Origin of the sequence: Polyangium sp. 6x1, assembly GCF_029946515.1 — a bacterium.
GTDB lineage: Bacteria > Myxococcota_A > Polyangia > Polyangiales > Polyangiaceae > Polyangium.
The window spans coordinates 1-17,930 of the sequence record NZ_JARZHH010000124.1 but is presented as its reverse complement, the minus strand read 5'-3'; the positions used below and the strand labels follow the sequence as shown (position 1 = coordinate 17,930).

The following is a 17,930-nucleotide window of genomic DNA, read 5'->3' as shown; positions in this document are numbered from 1 at the left end:
CAGGCGGGAAGCCAGGAGGCGCGGCCGCATTCGGGCCGCCCGCGCCGCCGGGGGCAGCCGGAGCCGCCGCGGGGGGCGCGCCGGTCGGCGGGGCAGCCTGGGGACGCGCGCCGGGCGTCTTGAGGACGGGGGCGCCGCGCGGCGGACCATTCTGCGCGGACGCGAGCGTGGGCGTGGACGCGCAGAGGAGCGCCGCGAAACCGAAGCCAAACCTTCCCAGGCGGGAGTTTCTGTAAGGCGTGTTCATGATCCTCGAATTCGATTCGGTCATTCGCTACGGAAGACGTCAGGGCGTGGCTTCGGCGGGCGGCTCGGCCGGGGCGGCCGATTTGCCCCGCTTCGGGCGCGGGATCTTGCTGGTCGGTTTGCCCGGCGTGGCCGCGGCGATCTCGGCCGGTTTGTCCGAGCTCGATTCGCTCGCCTCGCTGGATTCGCCCCGGGCGGGCAAAACCGATTTCGCGATCGCCACGACGAGGACGCTCGCGAGGGCGACGAAGCCGATCGAGCCCACGATGAACGTGCCCACGTAGAGCAGCGTTCGCCGGAGCAAACTCCCCTCGTTGAATGCAGGCAGCTTGAGCTTCGCCATCCCTCGGTCTCCCGTCTCGATGCCGTTCGTCGCGGAACCGTTCGTCCCGGTCACTTGATGTTGAAATCGATGTTCATCGGCTTGCCTCGCCGATTGACGCTCACCGTGAGCTTGTCCGCGCTGCGGAGCCTCGCGTATGCCTCGAGCGCTTTCTGCGGGTCGGCCATCTCGAACCCATTGATGGACTGGAGGCGGTCACCATTCTCGAGGCCGAGTGTACCGAGCAGCGATTCGGGGCGCACGCCGAAGAGCCGGATACCGACGACCTTGTCGCCCTCTTTTTCGGGTACGATGCGCGCCGACCGCATGAGCTCCGCCTGGTTCTCCAGGATCTGGTCGACGACCGAGCGCTCGACGTCGAATTGATTCTCGCTGACTTTGTGAATCTTGTCCGCGATCTCCTTCGGGACGCCCTTTCCTTTGCCTTTCGGCTTCGGCGCCTCGCCGTCGGTCTTCGGCGCGGGCGCGGACGCGAGCTTCTTCGGCGGCTCGCCGTGCACCTGCATCTGGCACCGCGAGCTGCCGCTCATGAGCCACACGCGATCCCAGCCGATCCAGTAGATCTGGTGCCCCGAGACGTCGTCGCCGCGCCGACGGAGCTGCGCCTTGCCGTCCGAGCCCGCAATGGCCGCGAACGACCAATCGGGATCTTCCGATTGCGTGATCAAAAGGACCTTGCCGACGTCGCAGACGGGATCGTTATAAGGATCGCTGCTGTCGGGCGCCGGCGCCTCGGAGGGGCTCGGGAGATCGACGGGCTTGCCATCGAGAGGGCCCGTGACCGAATCGAACGGGTTGCGGCCCAGGATCGGCGCCGCGTTGACCGAGCGCTCCTGTCCGGAGGTGCTGTGCGATGCGCCACCCTTTGGCGGAGGCGGCGGCGGCGGCATCGACGACGGATCGAGCAGCACGCTGCCGGCGACGAGCTCGCCCATTCCCGACGCCTGGAAATAGGCGGCGGAGGCGATCAACAGGCAGATGACCGCGGGAAAGTAGCGCTTCAGGATCGCGTCGAGTCCCATGAGCCCAGCTCCGTACTAGCGAGAGACGTGCCAGCCCCGATCTTAGCGCTTCCCGCGCCTTTTTTCGCGCGAGGAGGCCACGATCGACAAGGTGGCGAAGGGGGGAGGGTGGGGGCGGCGAGGATTGCCAAAGTGACAATCGGATTTTCAAGCGACGGGGTAGCGCCGGTCTTCCCGGTGATCAACCCTCGATCTCTCCGAGCTTGCGATAGATCGTGCGGGTGGAGATCCCGAGGAGCTGGGCGGCGACGGATTTGTCGCCATGGGCGTAACGCAAGGTCTCCCGGATGAGCCGGCGTTCGACCTCGTCGAGCGGGGTGCCGACCGAGAACGTGATGGTCTCGGGCGCGGCGGCGAGGCTCTCCCGGATCGACTCGGGGAGGTCCTCGACGGACAATTTCTCGCCACGGCAGAGTACGGCGGCGCGCTCGATCACATTCTCCAGCTCGCGGACGTTGCCCGGAAACGAGTAGTCGAGCAGGCGCGCGATGACCTCGCGCGGGGCTTCGAGGCGGCCGCGATTGTTCTTCGCGCAGTAAACCCCGAGGAAATGGTCGACGAGCAGCGGAATGTCCTCGCGGCGCGCCCGGAGCGGAGGGACCGTGATGGCGATGACGTTCAGGCGATAAAAAAGGTCCTCGCGGAAACGGCCGGCCGCGATCTCGGCGCGAAGATCTTTGTTCGTGGCGGCGACGATACGGACGTCGGCGCGGACGGTATCGCCGCCGATCGGCTCGTATTCATTCTCTTGAAGGACGCGCAGGAGCTTGACCTGAACGGAGGGGCTGAGCTCGCCGATCTCGTCGAGGAAGAGGGTGCCGCCGGCGGCCTTGGCGAATCGGCCCTCGCGGCGGGCGAAAGCGCCGGTGAAAGCGCCGCGCTCGTGGCCGAAGAGCTCGGCTTCGAGGATGGTCTCCGGGATGGCCGAGCAGTTGACCGCGACGAAAGGGCCGTGGCGGCGCGCGCTGTGGTCGTGGATGTAACGAGCGACGAGCTCTTTGCCCGTGCCACTTTCCCCGAGGACGAGCACGGTGGCGGAGGAGGGCGCGGCCTGCGAGGCGACGTCGAGGACACGACGGAGCGCGGGGCTCGAGCCGATGATCTCGCGCTTCGTGAGGAGCTTGAGCTCCTGGCGGAGGGAGCGGTTTTCGGCGACGAGGGAGCGGCGCTCCGCGGCTTTGCGGACGCTCTTGATGATCGTCATCCGCTTGAGGGGCTTTTCGACGAAGTCGTAGGCGCCCTCGCGCATGGCCTGGACGGCCGTCTCGACGGTGCCGTATGCCGTCATGAGGACGACCTCGGTGTCGGGGGCGAGCTGCTTGATCGCGCGGAGGAGCTCGATGCCGCTCGTGCCAGGCATCATGAGGTCGGTGAGGACGACCTCGACGCGGTGGCCCCGAAGGAGGTCGAGCGCGGCGCGGGCCGAGGGCGCCGTGAGGACGCGCATGCCGTCGCGCTGAAAAATCTTCTCGATGGAAGCAAGATTACTGGGCTCGTCGTCCACCACGAGCACGGTGGGCGCGTCGGCCCCCGCCTTCGCCTCGGGAGGCGCGGGCGTCGAAGATCCTGACAGCTCGTCAACCATGTCGACAACATGTCACGCGGTGAGGCACGGTGTCCACGTTGTCTGACGGTTCGTCAACTTGGCAAGCGCGAGGTGGCTGGGATCACGAAAAAAGACGGGATGCGCCAGTGCCAGGATGTCTCGTTGCCAGGGTGTCAGCGGATCAACTTCGAGAGCTTCTTGAAGGCGTCCGTCCCCGCGCGCCCGAGCCAGTCGAAGACGACGGTCTCCATGGTGGTGATCGTGGCGCCGGCGCTGCGGCAGAGATCGAGGCCGATGGCGCGGTGATCGTCACGGCGCGAGGCGACGCCGTCGGCGACGACGTGCACGTTGGTGCCACGCGTGGCGAGTTCGCGCACGGTCTGCACGACACACACATGCGTCTCCATGCCGAGGACGATCGCGGTGCGCGGCGAGCCGATCGTGGCCCACGCGCGCTCGAAGCCACGGTCGTCGCATGCGGAGAAGTCGATCTTCTCGACGACGGAAGCGTTCATCGCGCGGAGCTTGTCGCCGATCGGGGCGATGGTGCGGCCGAGGCCCGCGGGATACTGCTCGGTGGCGAGCACGCGCGCGCCGAGCAGGTCGGAAGCTTCGAGGAGCACCGTGGCGGCGCGGACGAGGTCCTTCATGCGGTCCTCGGGCATCGCCGCGGCGAGTTTGTCCTGCACGTCGACGACGAGCACCACGCACGCCTTGGGATCGAGCCGTCGCATCGTTTCTCCTCCAACGGTCAGCGAGAGAGCCGGAAGCTCCTCAAAAATTTGACGAGGTCGCTGCGCGCGTCGAAGCGCAGGAGCGCGCGGGCGACGAGGGCACCTTCCTCGTCCTTGATGGCGCCGGGCAAGACGGTCATCGATTCGAGGAGCTCGCGGACGGAGACGTCCTTCTGGCCCTCGAAGACGTACGGTTTGTCGTCGTCGCCGTGGAAGTGGAACGCGTAGGGGAGCGTGCCGGTGCGGAGCAGATCCATGCCGAGGGTGCCGCGGAGGTAGCGGTGATCCGCGAGGCCAGGCGCGTCGATCGCGCCTTCGATCTCGACCACGGGGCGGCGGAGGAACCGGAGGATCGGCGCGCTGCGTGCGCGGATCGTGAAGGCGAGGGGTCGCTCTTTGTGCGGCTCGTCCACGCGGTGGTAGCTGCCCGCCATCGTCTCGCGGAACTCGAAGCCACTCACGGCTCGCCGCCCTCCGCGGGCTTGGGCTTCGGTGCGGGGGGTTCGGGGGCGGAGCTCGGCTCGCCCGAGCGGAGCCCCCGAGCGTCGACACGCGGGGGGCCGGCGGTCTTCTCGTCGAAATCGTTGGAGGGCAAAAGGAGGCGCTCGACGCGCGTGCCGTTCGCGAGCGATTCGACGAGCTCGGGGACGTCCTCCATGGTGACGCGGCCGTAGAAATAGCCGTCGGGCTCGACGGCGATGACCGGGCCCGCCCAGCAGACGTCGAGGCAACTCGACGTGCAGGCGCGCACCTCGGTCTTCGCGAGGCCCCGGTCCTTGAGCGCGTCCTTGAGCGCGGCGTGGATCTCGACGGCGCCGCGCTGCGCGCACGAGCCCTTGGGGGTGCCGTCGGGGCGGCGGTTGACGCAGACGAAGAGGTAACGCTTGCGCTGAGGCACGACGCGAGCCTTACGCCGGGGCTCGCAGCGGTCAAGTCAGGGGGTCGTGACGAGGACGGAGAGGCCGTAGTAGCTCGGATCCGAGGCGCGGCCTCCCGCCGTGACGCGCACGTAGTACGCGCCGGCCGCGACGTTCTCCACCTTGGCGAGCGAGCAGTAGCCGAGGGCGTCGTCGTTCATGACGAGCTCGGTGCCCGCCGCGTCGAAGATCGTGACGATCGTGTCGAGCGTGCTCATCGCGCAGCCGCCGAGGCCAGCGTCGCTCGTCTGCGCGGTGATCGTGGCGCCGCTCGTCGCGACCTGGACGGAGACGTAGTCGGCGTCCGCGACGGGCGAGAGGATCGCCTGCCAGCCGCTCGTGAAGGTGTCCGCCTGGGCGATCGTGTCGTTCGGTTCGCTCTCGCTGATCTCGAGCGTGCAGGTCGGGCTGCATCCATCCCCGGCGGTCGTGCCGCCGTCGTCGCACTGCTCGCCGGGCGTGCGCACGCCGTCGCCGCAGGTGTTGGCGATCGTGTCGATCACGAGGCGGTAGGGGAAGCTCGCGTTCGGGGCGCCGGGCGCGGCCGTGACGCGCGCGTAGTACAAGCCCGCGTCGGCGAGCGAGATCGTGGCGCGCGAGCAGTAGCCCTCGCCCGCGTCGTCGTCGCTCGTGAGCACGGCCGCGCCGTTCGAGCCGAGGATCTCGACGAACGTGTCGAGCTCGGATTTCGCGCACGCGCCGTCGCCGGTGTCGCGCGTCTCGACGACGAGGCTCGCGGCCGCGGGCAGGTTGAACGAGACCACGTCGACGTCGCCGGCCGGCGCGATCTGCGCGCCCCACGGCGAGCTCCACGCGTTCGCTTGCGCGGGCGTGTCGTTCGGCTCGGTCTCGCTCGTGACGAGCTTGCAGTTCGCGTCGCAGAGGTCGGCGCCGCCGGGATTTCCGTCGTCGCACTCCTCGCCGATCTCAGGGTTCAAGTTGCCGTCGCCGCAGACGGGAGCGGGCGGGCTGCCGCCGGCGCCGCCTTGTCCGCCGACGCCGCCCACGCCGCCTTGTCCACCCGCGCCGCCGACGCCGCCCATGCCGCCTTGCCCGCCCGCGCCGCCTTGTCCTCCGCTGCCGGAGGAGCTCGACGAGGTGCCGGTCGGGCGCGGCGGGAGCTCGTCGCTGCCGCACGCGACGAGCGCGAGGCCGAGGAGCGCGGCGACGGGCCAGAAGAGCCCGGTCATTCGCTGTCGACGCACGAGTAGGTGACCTCCCAGCCGTTGAGGGTCGGCGCGGCGCCCTTGTTGGTCGTCGGGTTGAAGGTGGCGGAGAACTCGAGGAACGACTGCCGCGCGCCGGGCACGCCGAGCGCCGTGTACATGTCGATCGGGCACGGCGAGGGGCCGGCCATGGTGCAGAGCTGCGTGTTGACGGGCGAGCTCTTGGCCGTCGCGAGCGTGGTGAATGCGCCCGAGAGGCCGGCCGCCGTGTCCGCGGTGCGCGCGGCGAAGACGAGGTTCGAGTCGCCGGGCGTGACGCTGTCGTACGCGAAGTAGCCCCACTGCACCTTCGTCCCCGTGGGGCACGTGGCCTCGTAGACGTGCGTGAACGTCTGGGCGGTGTACGCGCCGGGGCAGCCGAGCTCGACGTCGATCGTCGCGCCGGCCGAGTTGAGCACCGTCTGGCACGTGGTCGGGCAGAGGAAGATCTTCTTCGGGGCCTGCGGGTTGTCGTAGTACCAGCCCGTGCCGCACGCGGCCTGGCCTGCGACCTTCGCGAACGCCACGGGCGCGCCGGCCGTGGGCATGAACGTGACCGTCGCGTTCGACGGATCGAAGAGGCCCGCGTTCGGCAGGTCGAACTCGCACGCGACGACGTCGCCTTTGATCTCGAGCATCGCGGAGAGCATCTGCTGCTGCGCGTCGCCCTGGTCGGTGACGAAGAACGCGTTGGCCGTGCCGCCCTTCTGCGCGATGAGGTTCATCAAGGCGACGTTCGCGTCCTGGATGCCGATCGCGTAGGTGAGCACGCCGGCGTTGACGAACGCGTCCTCGGCGTAGCCCGCGATCGTGGCCGAGTCGGTGCCGCAGGAGTTCGGGTAGCCGTCGGTGACGAGCACGACGACGGTCTGCTGGTTCGGGTTCGCGAGCTGGTAGGCCTTGGCCCACTTCTCGGCGCCGGCGAGCGCGGGCAGGAGCGGCGTGTCGGCGGCGGGCGTCGTGGCGTTGATCTCGTTGATGAGCTTCTGCTCTTGCGTGTCGGTGGGCGCAGACGCGGTCGTGAGCTTGGCGAGCGGGACGAGCGGAACGGCGCACGCGTCGATGCTGCAGTTCGTGTCGTCGCAGCCGGTGACGGGCTTGTAGTGCTCCCAGAAGCGCAGCGCGACGCCGATGCCGGCCGACGCGGGGTCCGAGAAGAACGCCTTCAGCGCGCCCGTGGTCTTGCCCCAGCGATCGTTCGTGGTCATCGAGCCGGAGCGGTCGAACTGGACGAACATGTTCACGGGGCGGATGGTCCGGCTCGTGACGGAGGAGCAATCGGGCGGCTCGCAGGCGTTGCCGCCGCTCGAGAGCGACCAGTTGTTCTCGCAGAAGCACTCGGTGATGTACGGGTTCGCCGCCGTCTTCTTCGGCGGGTTGATCATGATCTCGCGGTTGCCGTTGCCGATGCCGCACGCGTTCGCGTCGACGTTGATGCACTGGCCCGGCGGGATGACCTGCTGCGTGAGGCACTCCATCATCCCGGGGTGCGTCTGATCGGGCGCGCACTTCGGGTACTGCTGCGAGTTCGCCGGGAAGTGCACGAGGCGGATGCCCGCGGGCGCCTGGGTTTTTCCGTGGTTGCAGACGGGGACGACGCCGTTGCACGGGACGCCGACGGAGAGGTCGACTCCGGCGCAGTTCGGGTCGGTCTCGCCGGGCAGCCACGGCGTGCACGTGCCCTTCGCGGGGCAGCTCTCGTTGCAGAGCGTCTTGACCTTGTCGACGCAGAGGTTGTCCCACTTCGTCGTGCAGCAGGAGGGGCTCGCCTGGCAGATCGTCGCGACGCACGGGTCACAGGCGGCGCTCAGCGCGGCGCCCGAGTAGCACTTGTTGTGCACGCAAGGCGGGTCGGTTTTGCACTCGGCGCCGCACAGGCTGTAGACCTTGTCGACGCAGCCGGGCGTCCAGCTCCCCTGCACGCCGGCGCAGCTCTTCGGGCACGCGGCGGCGAAGGCATCGACGCAAGCCTGCGTCCACGTGCCGGTGCAGCAGGTCGGGTTCGCCGTGCAGACGGTGCTCACGCACGTGCTGCAGGTCTTCTTCAAGCCGACGCCCGTGACGCATGGGTCGTGCGCGCAGGTGCCGCCGTACGGGACGAGGCAGCAGGTCGGATCCGCGGCGCAGATGGTCTTCACGCACGGATCGCACTCGGGGTAGAGCCCCTCGCCCACGGAGCACTTGTGGTGCGAGCACGTGTTCGAGCTCGGGCTCTCGCACTGCATGTTGAACTGGCAGTCGCTCGCCTGCGCGCACGGCTCCTTCAGGCCCTTGTTCACGAGGCCGTTCGGGAAATCGCTGAGGTCGCCGTTCTGCCAGTTGTGGACGCTGCCCCCCGCGTCGGGCGTGAGGCCCGCGTCGGGTTGCTCGTCGAAGACCTGGCACGAGGGATCGCAGGGGTTGTTGACGCAAGCGCTCGGCGTGTGGTTCAGGATGATGATGCCGCCGGCGCCGTCCTCGGGGCGCGCGGAGGTCTCGCGGACCTTCGCCTTCGGAGGCGCGGCGCGCGAGGAGATGGTGCCCTCGGCGCAAGGGGCCCACGTGCCCTCGATGCACTGCTGGGTGCCGTCGAGGCAGGTGAGGATCCCGTTTTGCTCGCCGATCGTGACGTGGCAATCGCGCTCTTGGCCATCCAAGCAGGGGCCCACGTTCGGGCCAGCGCCGGCCCCGCCGTTGCCACCGCCGCCTCCTTCGCCGGGACGCGATCCGAGCGGCGGCTCGGCCGAGCACGCGGCGAAGACCACGGCGATCGGCGCGAGCACGAGCATCGCGAGGGCCAAGGTCGATCGGAGAGCCGCGCGTGATCCCGCGCCGGACGAGCCGTTCTTCTCAGTCGATCTGCCCGACGCACGCGCCATGGGTCGAAACCTCCGATGGATCCTTCGCGACAAGAAAGACTGAAGGATCCCGAGTGAAAGAAGCAAGCAACGTGCCCTGAACGGTCCACGGGTGTCCACCCGACCGACGAGGCCCGGAGCCGGATTGCCCGTGGGTGGCTTCGCGTCCGAGGGCCCTGGTAACAGCGTTTACCGGGGAAAAAGTTGCGCGGGCCGCAACCGTTTCACATTCGCGGCGCGGGGGTGGGGGCGGGAGGCGGGGATCGGCTCGAAAAACGGCTTGTCGAGGCCCGGAACCACGCGCATGCTCCGCGCGGGCGAAGGCCCTTCCCGGCCCGAACATAGGGTCGGTTCCCGATGGCCCTGGCTCGCAGGATCGGGGAAAGCTCCGAAGACCGTGCACGCCCACTCCATCGCCGGATTCATGAGCGCGTGGGTGGTCGCGTACGTCGCGATCGCCACGTTCTGCTTCGTCGCGCGGCGGCGGAGAGAGCGCCTCCGCGGGCGCGAGGCCGAGTTCGTGCTGTTCGGGCTCTTCTGCCTCGCGCTGTCGGTGCACACGGCGGGCGCGGCGGCGCTGCACGTGATGCGCGACGCGGCCTTGGTGCGGATCGCGCTGCTCGCCTCGGACGTGGGGCGCCTGCTCGGCGCGGCGCTGCTCGTGCACGTGGTCGCGCAGCTCTCGCAGGTGCGGCTCGTCCCGCGGGCGCTCTTCGCGATCTACGGCGCGGCGGCGCTGCTCGGCGTCGCGAGCGTGATCGAGCACGTGAGGCAGTTCGACACCGTCGCCGAGGCGCCGGTGACGCTGCTCGGGCTCTCGGTCGTGGAGGTCGCGACGCCGCCGCATCCGCTCGGGGCGGTGGTGTCGCTCGGCTCGTTCGCGGCGGCGATCTTCGGGGCGACGGTGTTCGTGCGCGGCGCGCTGCGCGGCCGGGCGGATCTGCTGCCGTCGCTCTGGGGTTCGATCGCGCTCGTCGTGAGCACGAGCTACGACGGGCTTTACGGGGTGCTCGGGCAATGCAAGCCGCTCACGAGCCCGTACGGGTACGCGGCGTTCGTGATGGGCGTCGTGATGTCGCTCCTCTCGCGGTACGTGGCGCTGCGGGAGCGGCTGGAAGAGCGCGCGTCCGAGCTGAAGGAGAGGTCGGCGGAGGTCGCGCGGGCGTACGAGGAGCTGCGCGCGGCGCAGGCGGAGCTCGTGCGCAAGGAGCAGCTCGCGGCCGTGGGAGAGCTGTCGGCGGTGATCGCGCACGAGGTGCGCAACCCGCTCGCGATCATCACGACCGCGGTGGCGACGCTGCGACGTGAAGGGCTCGGCGAGGACGATCGGCAGACGCTGCTCGGGATCCTCGACGAGGAGGCGTCGCGGTTGAACCGGCTCGTGGGGGATCTCTTGCGGTACGCGCGGCCGGTGCGCTGCGAGCGTCAGCTCGTGTCGCCGCGCGAGATCGTGGAGCGCGCGCTCGCGCTGTCGCAGAACCAGACGAGCCTGAAGGTGACGCTCGTGGAGCCGGAGCCGGTGGAGCGGATCCACGCGGATCCGATGCTGCTCCGGCAGGTGTTCGAGAACATCGTGACGAACGCGATGCAAGCGATGCCGACCGGCGGATCGCTGACGGTGACGCTCGTGCCGCACGCGGAGAGCGGCGTGTCGGGCGTCGAGGTGCGCATCGCGGACACGGGCGAGGGGATGGACACGTCGGTGCGCGATCGCGCGCTCGATCCGTTCTTCACGACGCGCGCGGCGGGGACGGGGCTCGGTCTCGCGATCGTGGCGCGCATCGTGGACGCGCACGGCGGGCGGCTGTCGATCCAGAGCGACGTGGGCGCGGGGACGGAGGTGCGGATCTTCTTGCCGCAGCAAGGAGAGCCAACGCCGGGACGGAGGTCGGTGCCGCCGGAGATCAACCGGACGAGCTCGCTGCCGCCGATGCCGGTCGAGGTCCGCCGCGCATTCGCCGGGAGGAAGGCGTGAGCAAAGGCGAAGACGAGAAGGCGACGCGGCGCGCGGAGATCGTGCGCGCGGACAAACAGTACGTGTGGCACCCGTACACGCCGATGCAGCGGTACATCGACGAGGTCGATCCGCTGGTCGTCGAGCGGGCCGCGGGCGCGCGTTTCTTCGATGTCGACGGGCGAAGCTACTTCGACGCGAACTCGAGCTGGTGGGTCTCGACGCTCGGGCACAACCACCCGCGGCTCGTCGCGGCGCTCGGGCGGCAGGCGGCCGAGCTTTGCCACGTGTCGCTCGCGGGCGTGACGCACGAGGGCGCGGCGAAGCTCGGCGAGGAGCTCGTGGCGATCGCGCCGCCGGGGCTCACGAAGGTGTTCTACAGCGACGACGGCTCGACGGCCGTGGAGGTCGCGCTGAAGCTCGCGCTGCAGATGTGGCACAACGAGGGAAGGCCCGCGCGGCGCAGGTTCGTGGCGCTCGACGGCGCGTTCCACGGCGAGACGATCGGCGCGGCGAGCCTCGGCGGCGTGGAGGTGTTCCGCAAGCCCTTCGCAGGCGTGCTGCTCGAGTGCATCCACGTGCCGACGCCCGAGGGCGACGCGCCTTCGGACGCGGGATACGCGCGGGCGTTCGAGGCGCTGGAGAAGCTGCTCGCGGAGGGCAGCGACACGATCGCGGCGGTGGTGCTGGAGCCGCTCGTGCAAGGCGCGACGGGGATGCGGATGTACGACGCGTCGTACCTCCGGCACGCGCGCGCGCTCTGCGATCGGTACGACGTGCTGCTCGTGATCGACGAGGTGTTCACGGGCTACGGGCGCACCGGATCGATGTGGGCGTGCGAGCGCGCGGGCATCGCGCCCGATCTGATGTGCCTCGCGAAGGGGTTTTCCGGAGGCATGTTCCCGATGGCCGCGACGCTCGCGACGCGGCGTGTCTTCGACGCGTTCCTCGGCGCGCCGGAGCGAGCGTTTTATTACGGCCACTCGTTCTGCGGGAACCCGCTCGGCGCGGCCATCGCGCGCGAGGTACTCGCGATCTTCCGCGAGGAAGAGATCCTCGCGAAGGCCCAGCCAAAGGCCGCGCGAATCGGAACAGCGTTCGCGGCGATGGGCGAGATCCCGGGCGTCTCGCGGGCGCGATCGCTTGGGATGATCGGCGCGCTCGATCTGTCGAAGGGTGAGTACCTCGGTGCGCTCGGCTGGCAGGTGTACGCCGAGGCGCGGAGGCGCGGGGCGTATCTGCGGCCGCTCGGGGACGTGGTGTACGTGGCGCCGCCGCTCACGATTGCGGACGACGAGCTCGAGACGCTGCTCGGGATCGTCGAGGAGAGCGTGCGGGCGGCGCTGCGTTAGCTCGTCTTCGTGGTGGGCGCGCGGCGATCCCTGCGGCGGCGCAAGCGCAACGCGAGCGCCGACAGACCGGCCACGACGGCGGCGCCGGACGCGCCGGACGCGCCTCCCAGGCCGCAATCACATCCGCCCGCCGCTTCGAGCTCGCGCGGCGGGCCGCCGCCCGATCCGCTGCCCGATCCGCTGCCCGGGCCGATGCCGCCACACGCGGTCGGCTCGATCGCGAGCGTCGCCGCGACGCCGGGCCAGGTCATCACGCACGCGGCCGGCGTCGTCGCGCCCTCGCCGCATGCGAGCGGGCAGATGTCGGGCAGGTTGTAGAGGTTCTCGAACGTCTTGCCCTCGTCCTTCGAGAGGCCGACGGTGAAGCTGTCGACGAACTGGTTGCCGCACGCGTAGATGCCCGCGGTCGTCCACGTGAGGCACCGCGTGTAGATGTCGCTGACCTTCTGGAACGCGAGGTCGGCCGTGTTCGCGATCTGGACGCCGTCCTTGGGGCCGCCGATCGCGACGCGCGTGCCGTCGGGCGAGAGCGCGAAGCCGAGCAGGTCGTCCGAAGCCGTGAAGGCCTCGGTGAACGTGGCGCCGGCGTCGTCGCTGACGAGGAGCTTGTCGACGGGATCGGCGCTCAAGCGCACGTAGACGCGGTCGGGGTTCTGCGGGTCGATCGCGGCGAGGAAGGGGACGCCGCTGGCGTACGCCGCGTCGAGGTAGGTGCGTGTCCACGTGGCGCCGCGATCGTCGGAGCGCTCGATCGCAGGCGCGAACGACTTGCCGACGATGCCGCTCGCGTAGATGCGCTGCGGGTTCGAAGGCGTGACGTCGATCGTGAGGGCGATGAAGTCGCTGAGGAGCGGCGTGCCGGCCTGCGTCCAGGTGGCGCCGTTGTCGGCCGTCTCGGCGACGATGACGTGGAAGCCGTCGGTGCCCTTGCCGGTGGAGGTGATCGCGACGCCGCGCGAGGGGTCGTCGCGGTGGACGGAGACGTCGATGACGTACTCGTCTTTCAAGGGGGCCTCGGCGAAGCCCCAGGCGCAGCCGCGATCGTGGCTGATGCTGAGCCCTTCGAAGACGCCGGCGAGGAGCGTGCCGTCGCCGAGCACGCCGATCGCCGGGTCCTGGGTGCCGCCGTAGCCGACCGCGCCCTCGCAGATCCACGACCAGGAGCCGCCCGCGTCCGAGCTCTCGAGGATGCCGTACGTGGTGCGCAGGACGATGTGCGAAGGATCCTTGGGATCGACGACGAGCTGGTCGGCGATGGGGAAACGCCCGTTCGCGTGGGATTCGGCGGGCGCGAGGAGCGAGACGGCCGCGATCGCGGCGGCGAAGGGGAAGAAGCGCATGGCGCGATCCTAGCGCGTGGACATGCGCTCGGCGGCGACAGCGTCTTCGTGTCCGAGGCGTACGTCGCGCAGCTCCGCGCCGAGTAGCTCGATCGCGGCCGTGACGAGGGGATGATCGGCGATCGCGCGGCGCGCGCTGTCGAGGCGGGCCCGGCGATCGGCGCCGTCGAGCTGCGCGAGCGTGACGACGCCGCTCTGGGGGCGGAGCGTCTCGAACGTGACGTCGGGCGTGCCGCCGAAATGCGCGGCGAGGGCGGCGCGGAGGGCCTCCTTGGCGACCGGGTCCTGCGCTTGCTTGCCGAGGAACGAGTCGCCCTCGTAGCCGAGCACGATGCCGTCGGGGCCGATGCGGAGCAGCGCGGCATGTTCGAGCACGGAGCCGAGCGGCGCGCGCTTGGCGCGGACGAGCTCGATCACGGCGCGAAACGCGGCGACGTCGGCGGGGTTCGGGGCGGCCGGGCGGCCGGGCGGGGCGGCGCCGTTCGTGTAGGGGGCGCCGTTCGTATAGGAGGCGCCGTTGGCCGGAGGCGGTCGTGAAGACGCCGACGAGACCCGTGAAGGCGCCGGAGCGGCTTGGGAAGACGCCGAAGCGGGTGGTGAAAACGCCGAAGCGGGTGGTGAAAACGTCGGAGCGGCTTGTGAAGACGCCGGAGCGACCCGTGAAGGCGCCGGAGCGGGTGGTGAAAACGCCGGAGCGGCTTGGGAAGACGCCGGAGCGACCCGTGAAGGCGCCGGAGCGGGTGGTGAAAACGCCGGAGCGGCTTGTGCGCCTGGTGGAGGCACCGGTGAAGACGCCGAAGGGGATGGGGAAGGCGACGAAGCCTCGGACCCAGAAGCCCGACGCTGGGCGGGCGGCGAGCCGCCGCCTTGCATGGGCCGTCCCTGCCCAGCGCCCGAGGCCCCGTGCGAGCCGCCCCCGCCGCTGCCGAGCAGGCGCCGCTCCATCTCCCCGAGCCGCCGCAAGAGATCGTCCACGGGCATGAGCGGCGGCCGGCGCGAGAGGCGCACGAGCGCCATCTCCAGCGCCGCGCGCGGCTGGCCGCTCCGCGTGATGTCGTCGAACGAACGCGAAAAACCCTGGTGCAAGCGCGTGAGGTCGTCGGCGTCCGCGCGCGCCGCGAGGGCCTTCACGTCGGCGAGCTCGCTGTCGGCGAGGTCGAGCAGGCCCGTCGGATCCGCGGAGACCTTGGCGACCACGAGGTCGCGCAGATGCGCGAGGAAGTCCCGCGCGACGTGCGGGAGATCGTAGCCCTGATGCGCGAGGTCGGAGACCGTGCGCAGGCACGCCTCGGGGTCACCGTCGACGAGCGCGGCCGCGAGCCCGTGGAGGACCGAGCGATCCGCGACGCCGAGGACCCGCGCGACGCCCTCGGCCGTGAGCTTGTCGCCGTCGACGCCGACCCACGCGAGGACCTGATCGAGCAAGCTCATCGCGTCGCGCATGCTGCCTGCAGCCTCGCGGGCGATGATGGAGAGCGCCGCGTCCTCGTAGGCGACGCCCTCGCGATCGAGGACGAAGCGCAGGCGCGCCGTGATCGAGAGCGCGCTGATGAGCTTGAAGTCGTAGCGCTGGCAGCGGCTCAGGATGGTGACCGGGATCTTGTGGACCTCGGTCGTCGCGAAGATGAACTTCACGTGCGGCGGCGGCTCCTCGAGCGTCTTGAGGAACGCGTTCCACGCGTTGTTCGAGAGCATGTGGACCTCGTCCACGATGAAGATCTTGAACCGGTCGCGCGAAGGCCGGTACGGGAGGCTCTCCTGGAGCTTGCGGACGTCGTCGACGCCGGTGTAGCTCGCGCCGTCGATCTCCTGGACGTCGACGTCGCTGCCGACGGTGATCTCCTTGCAAGGAGCGCACTCCTGGCAGGGCTTCGCCGTCGGACCCTTCACGCAGTTGAGCGATTTCGCGAGGATGCGCGCGCTCGTCGTCTTGCCGACGCCACGGACGCCCGTGAACAAGAAGGCATGCGCGACGCGGTTCTTGGCGATCGCGTTCTCGAGCGTGGTCGAGACGTGCCCCTGACCGACGAGGTCCTCGAACGACTGCGGTCGGTACTTGCGCGCGAGGACGACGTAGCTCATCGCCGCCTCGACGTAGCAGAAAGGCGTGCTGGCGTCGCGCCCCGAGGGGGACGCCTCGCGTCCCCCTCACGTCTCCAGGCGAGCTCGCTTCGCGATCTCGGGCGCTCCGCTGGCGACGCGCAGCCGGACCGTCGCGGCGGGCGGCGAGCGAGCGAAGAGGCGCGCGCAGGCGTTCGTCCGGCCTTGCGGCCCAGCCGACTTCACGGCATACACGCTCCTCCCATGCAATTTCGCGGTGGAATGAACGAGCTGGTCCGCCAAGCGGCCCGGATGCAGCGCAAAATCGACGAGGCGAAAGCCAAGATCAAGGACCACGAGATCTCGGCGAGCGCCGCGTCGGACAAGGTCACGGTCACCGTCACCTGCGAAGGCAAGGTCCGGAAGATCGCGATCGATCCGGACTTCCTCGCCGCCGAAGGCCTGGAGATGGCCCTCGACGCGGTGGCCGTCGCGGCGAACTCGGCGCTCGAGCAGGCCGACAAGCACGTCGAAGCCGAGATCGCCAAGGTCACGGGCGGCGTGAAGATCCCGGGAATGCACACGTAGTGGCCACGCGGAGCCCCACCTCCTACGTCACGCGCTCTTCTTCTCTGCCCGAACGTCTCACCCGCGTCGCGCACCTGTTCGCGCGGCTGCCAGGCGTCGGCGAGAAGACCGCGCAGCGGTTCGCCCTGTTTCTGGCGACCGCGGACGAGGAGGTCGCGCGTGATCTCGGCACCGAGCTCGCCGCGCTGCGCGACCACGTGAGGCCCTGCGAGCGCTGCGGGAACATCGCCGAGGTCGCCGAAACGGCGCAGCCGGGCGAGCCCGTGCGGTGTGGGATTTGCCGGGACGAGCGGCGCGACAAGGCGCTGCTTTGCGTGGTCGCGCGGGTGCAAGACATGCTCGCCATCGAGCGGAGCGGCGTCATGCGCGGGAAGTACTTCGTGCTCGGGAGGCTGCTCTCGCCGCTCGACGGGATTTCGGCCGAGGACCTGCCGCTCGAGAGGCTCAAGCGCATCGTGACCGATCCCGAGGCGCCCGTGAGCGAGGTGCTGGTGGCGACGCCGCCGTCGGTGGACGGCGAGGCGACGGCGCTGCTCGTGGCGCGCGAGATGGCCGCGCTCGGCGCGCGCGTGACCCGCATCGCGAGCGGCGTGCCCCACGGCGGCGACCTCGAGTTCGCCGATCAAGTCACGCTCGGCCGCGCCATCGAAGGCCGGAAGAGCTTCGGTTGAACGGAGGGTACGAGAGATGCCCAAAACCATCATTTCCACGAACCAGGCCCCCGCCGCGATCGGCCCCTACTCGCAGGCGACCCGCGCCGGGAACCTCGTATTTTGCAGCGGCCAGATCCCCATCGACCCGAAGACGGGTGAGCTCGTCGCGGGCGGGATCGAGGCGCAGACGAAGCAAGCGCTCGCGAACCTCGGCGAGGTGCTCCGCGCCGCCGGCGCGTCGTGGTCCGACGTCGCGCGCACGACGATCTGGCTCGTCGATCTCGGCGATTTCGCGGTCGTCAACCGGATTTACGGAGAAGTCGTGGGCGCCGAGCCGCCCGCACGCGTGACCATTCAAGTGTCGGCGCTGCCGAAGGGCGCCGCCGTCGAAATCGATGCGATTGCCCATGTCTGACGCCTGGGCAAAGTCAACCCCCAGGGGAGCCTCGAAATGACCACCAAGGACGATAGCGACAACCCCGAGAAGAAGACGCGCAGGATCGTCCGCTCGGCGAGCACGCGGCGCGAGGGCGAGCCCGGGGGCGAGACCCCGGCAGAGGCGACGCCCACGCAAGAGGCCGGAGAGGCGAAGCCCGCGCAGCCCGAAGGCGGCGCCGCGCCCGCGCCGAAGCCCGCCGCCGCATCGAGCGGCCCCGGCGGAAGGCCGGAAGGCGTGCGCCGGATCGACATGCGCGGGCCCCGCCCGCCCGCCGGCACCCCGAGGCCGAGCAGCGGCAGGCCGCCGCCCCGAGGCCCCCGCAGGGACCACGGCGGCGACTTCGTTCCGCGTCAGGAAGAAGGGATGCGTCCGCGGCCCGGTCCGGGCGCCGCGCGCTCCGCGATGGGCCCCGTCCGCCCCGCCCGTCCGGGCGCCGCGCCCGGGGAAGCCCGCGCCGAAGGCGGCGAGAGGCCGCCGCGTCAGGATCGTGGTCCGCGTCCGGATCGTGGTCCGCGGCCGGATCGTGGCCCGCGTCCGGATCGTGGCCCGCGGCCGGATCGTGGCCCGCGGCCGGATCGTGGTCCGCGTCCCGAGGGCGCCGGCCCGCGTCGCGATCGTCCGCAAGCCGCCGCGCCGAGCGCCGCCGCGCCTGCTGCTGCTGGTGAGGCCCAGGCGAAGCCCGCCGCGCCCGCCGCGAAGCCCGCGCCGAAGCCG

General features: G+C 70.3%; 16 protein-coding genes and 2 pseudogenes. 6 read left to right on the top strand and 12 right to left on the bottom strand.

The window, feature by feature from the left end; all coding sequences use genetic code 11:
- The 9 genes and pseudogenes from QHF85_RS47915 to QHF85_RS47875 all read right to left on the bottom strand — a co-directional run.
- Window positions 1-247 (bottom strand): annotated as a pseudogene (locus tag QHF85_RS47915) (hypothetical protein); the annotation flags it as partial.
- Between the two features lie 39 nt (window positions 248-286).
- Window positions 287-589: a hypothetical protein gene (locus QHF85_RS47910; RefSeq protein WP_281334246.1), complete on the bottom strand. Its 303-nt coding sequence runs from the start codon at window positions 587-589 to the stop codon at window positions 287-289.
- 50 nt (window positions 590-639) lie between these two features.
- The gene (gspC, locus tag QHF85_RS47905; RefSeq protein ID WP_281334245.1) at window positions 640-1,611 is read right to left on the bottom strand and encodes a type II secretion system protein GspC; all 972 of its coding nucleotides are present in this window, start codon (window positions 1,609-1,611) and stop codon (window positions 640-642) included.
- 181 nt (window positions 1,612-1,792) lie between these two features.
- Window positions 1,793-3,196, bottom strand: coding sequence for a sigma-54 dependent transcriptional regulator (locus tag QHF85_RS47900; RefSeq protein ID WP_281334244.1), 1,404 nt, complete (start codon window positions 3,194-3,196; stop codon window positions 1,793-1,795).
- 134 nt (window positions 3,197-3,330) lie between these two features.
- The gene (locus QHF85_RS47895; protein WP_281334243.1) at window positions 3,331-3,891 is read right to left on the bottom strand and encodes an isochorismatase family protein; all 561 of its coding nucleotides are present in this window, start codon (window positions 3,889-3,891) and stop codon (window positions 3,331-3,333) included.
- 17 nt (window positions 3,892-3,908) lie between these two features.
- Entirely contained in the window at window positions 3,909-4,352 is a 444-nt protein-coding gene (locus QHF85_RS47890) for a hypothetical protein (protein WP_281334242.1), read from the bottom strand.
- Window positions 4,349-4,789, bottom strand: a complete 441-nt coding sequence (locus QHF85_RS47885; protein WP_281334241.1) for a (2Fe-2S) ferredoxin domain-containing protein — start codon at window positions 4,787-4,789, stop codon at window positions 4,349-4,351. Before QHF85_RS47885 ends, QHF85_RS47890 begins: the two co-directional genes overlap by 4 nt.
- A 36-nt stretch (window positions 4,790-4,825) precedes the next feature.
- Window positions 4,826-6,013, bottom strand: coding sequence for a pre-peptidase C-terminal domain-containing protein (locus QHF85_RS47880; RefSeq protein ID WP_281334240.1), 1,188 nt, complete (start codon window positions 6,011-6,013; stop codon window positions 4,826-4,828).
- A complete protein-coding gene (locus QHF85_RS47875; protein WP_281334239.1) occupies window positions 5,995-8,871 on the bottom strand; it encodes a vWA domain-containing protein in 2,877 nt (958 codons plus the stop codon). Before QHF85_RS47875 ends, QHF85_RS47880 begins: the two co-directional genes overlap by 19 nt.
- Window positions 8,872-9,247: 376 nt before the next feature.
- On the opposite strand from QHF85_RS47875, the gene QHF85_RS47870 reads away from it, so the two are divergent.
- Both QHF85_RS47870 and bioA read left to right on the top strand, forming a co-directional pair.
- Window positions 9,248-10,825: an ATP-binding protein gene (locus QHF85_RS47870; protein WP_281334238.1), complete on the top strand. Its 1,578-nt coding sequence runs from the start codon at window positions 9,248-9,250 to the stop codon at window positions 10,823-10,825.
- Complete coding sequence (bioA, locus tag QHF85_RS47865; RefSeq protein WP_281334237.1) at window positions 10,822-12,156, top strand: adenosylmethionine--8-amino-7-oxononanoate transaminase; 1,335 nt, start codon at window positions 10,822-10,824, stop codon at window positions 12,154-12,156. Before QHF85_RS47870 ends, bioA begins: the two co-directional genes overlap by 4 nt.
- On the opposite strand, the gene QHF85_RS47860 is transcribed toward bioA, so the two are convergent.
- The 3 genes from QHF85_RS47860 to QHF85_RS47850 all read right to left on the bottom strand — a co-directional run bounded on the left by QHF85_RS47860 (window position 12,153) and on the right by QHF85_RS47850 (window position 15,782).
- The gene (locus QHF85_RS47860; protein WP_281334236.1) at window positions 12,153-13,496 is read right to left on the bottom strand and encodes a sialidase family protein; all 1,344 of its coding nucleotides are present in this window, start codon (window positions 13,494-13,496) and stop codon (window positions 12,153-12,155) included. The genes bioA and QHF85_RS47860 overlap by 4 nt on opposite strands.
- A 9-nt stretch (window positions 13,497-13,505) precedes the next feature.
- Window positions 13,506-15,578 carry a DNA polymerase III subunit gamma/tau gene (gene dnaX, locus QHF85_RS47855; protein WP_281334235.1) on the bottom strand — a complete coding sequence of 691 codons (2,073 nt, stop codon included), beginning with the start codon at window positions 15,576-15,578 and terminating at the stop codon, window positions 13,506-13,508.
- Window positions 15,579-15,644: 66 nt separating this feature from the next.
- Window positions 15,645-15,782, bottom strand: coding sequence for a hypothetical protein (locus QHF85_RS47850; protein WP_281334234.1), 138 nt, complete (start codon window positions 15,780-15,782; stop codon window positions 15,645-15,647).
- Window positions 15,783-15,800: 18 nt separating this feature from the next.
- On the opposite strand from QHF85_RS47850, the gene QHF85_RS47845 reads away from it, so the two are divergent.
- The 4 genes and pseudogenes from QHF85_RS47845 to QHF85_RS47830 form a co-directional block, all read left to right on the top strand.
- Window positions 15,801-16,124, top strand: a complete 324-nt coding sequence (locus QHF85_RS47845; protein ID WP_281334233.1) for a YbaB/EbfC family nucleoid-associated protein — start codon at window positions 15,801-15,803, stop codon at window positions 16,122-16,124.
- Window positions 16,124-16,795: a recombination mediator RecR gene (gene recR / locus QHF85_RS47840; protein WP_281334232.1), complete on the top strand. Its 672-nt coding sequence runs from the start codon at window positions 16,124-16,126 to the stop codon at window positions 16,793-16,795. Before QHF85_RS47845 ends, recR begins: the two co-directional genes overlap by 1 nt.
- Before the next feature lie 16 nt (window positions 16,796-16,811).
- Complete coding sequence (locus tag QHF85_RS47835) at window positions 16,812-17,192, top strand: RidA family protein (protein ID WP_281334231.1); 381 nt, start codon at window positions 16,812-16,814, stop codon at window positions 17,190-17,192.
- A 36-nt stretch (window positions 17,193-17,228) separates the two neighbouring features.
- Window positions 17,229-17,930, top strand: a pseudogene (locus tag QHF85_RS47830) (hypothetical protein); the annotation flags it as partial.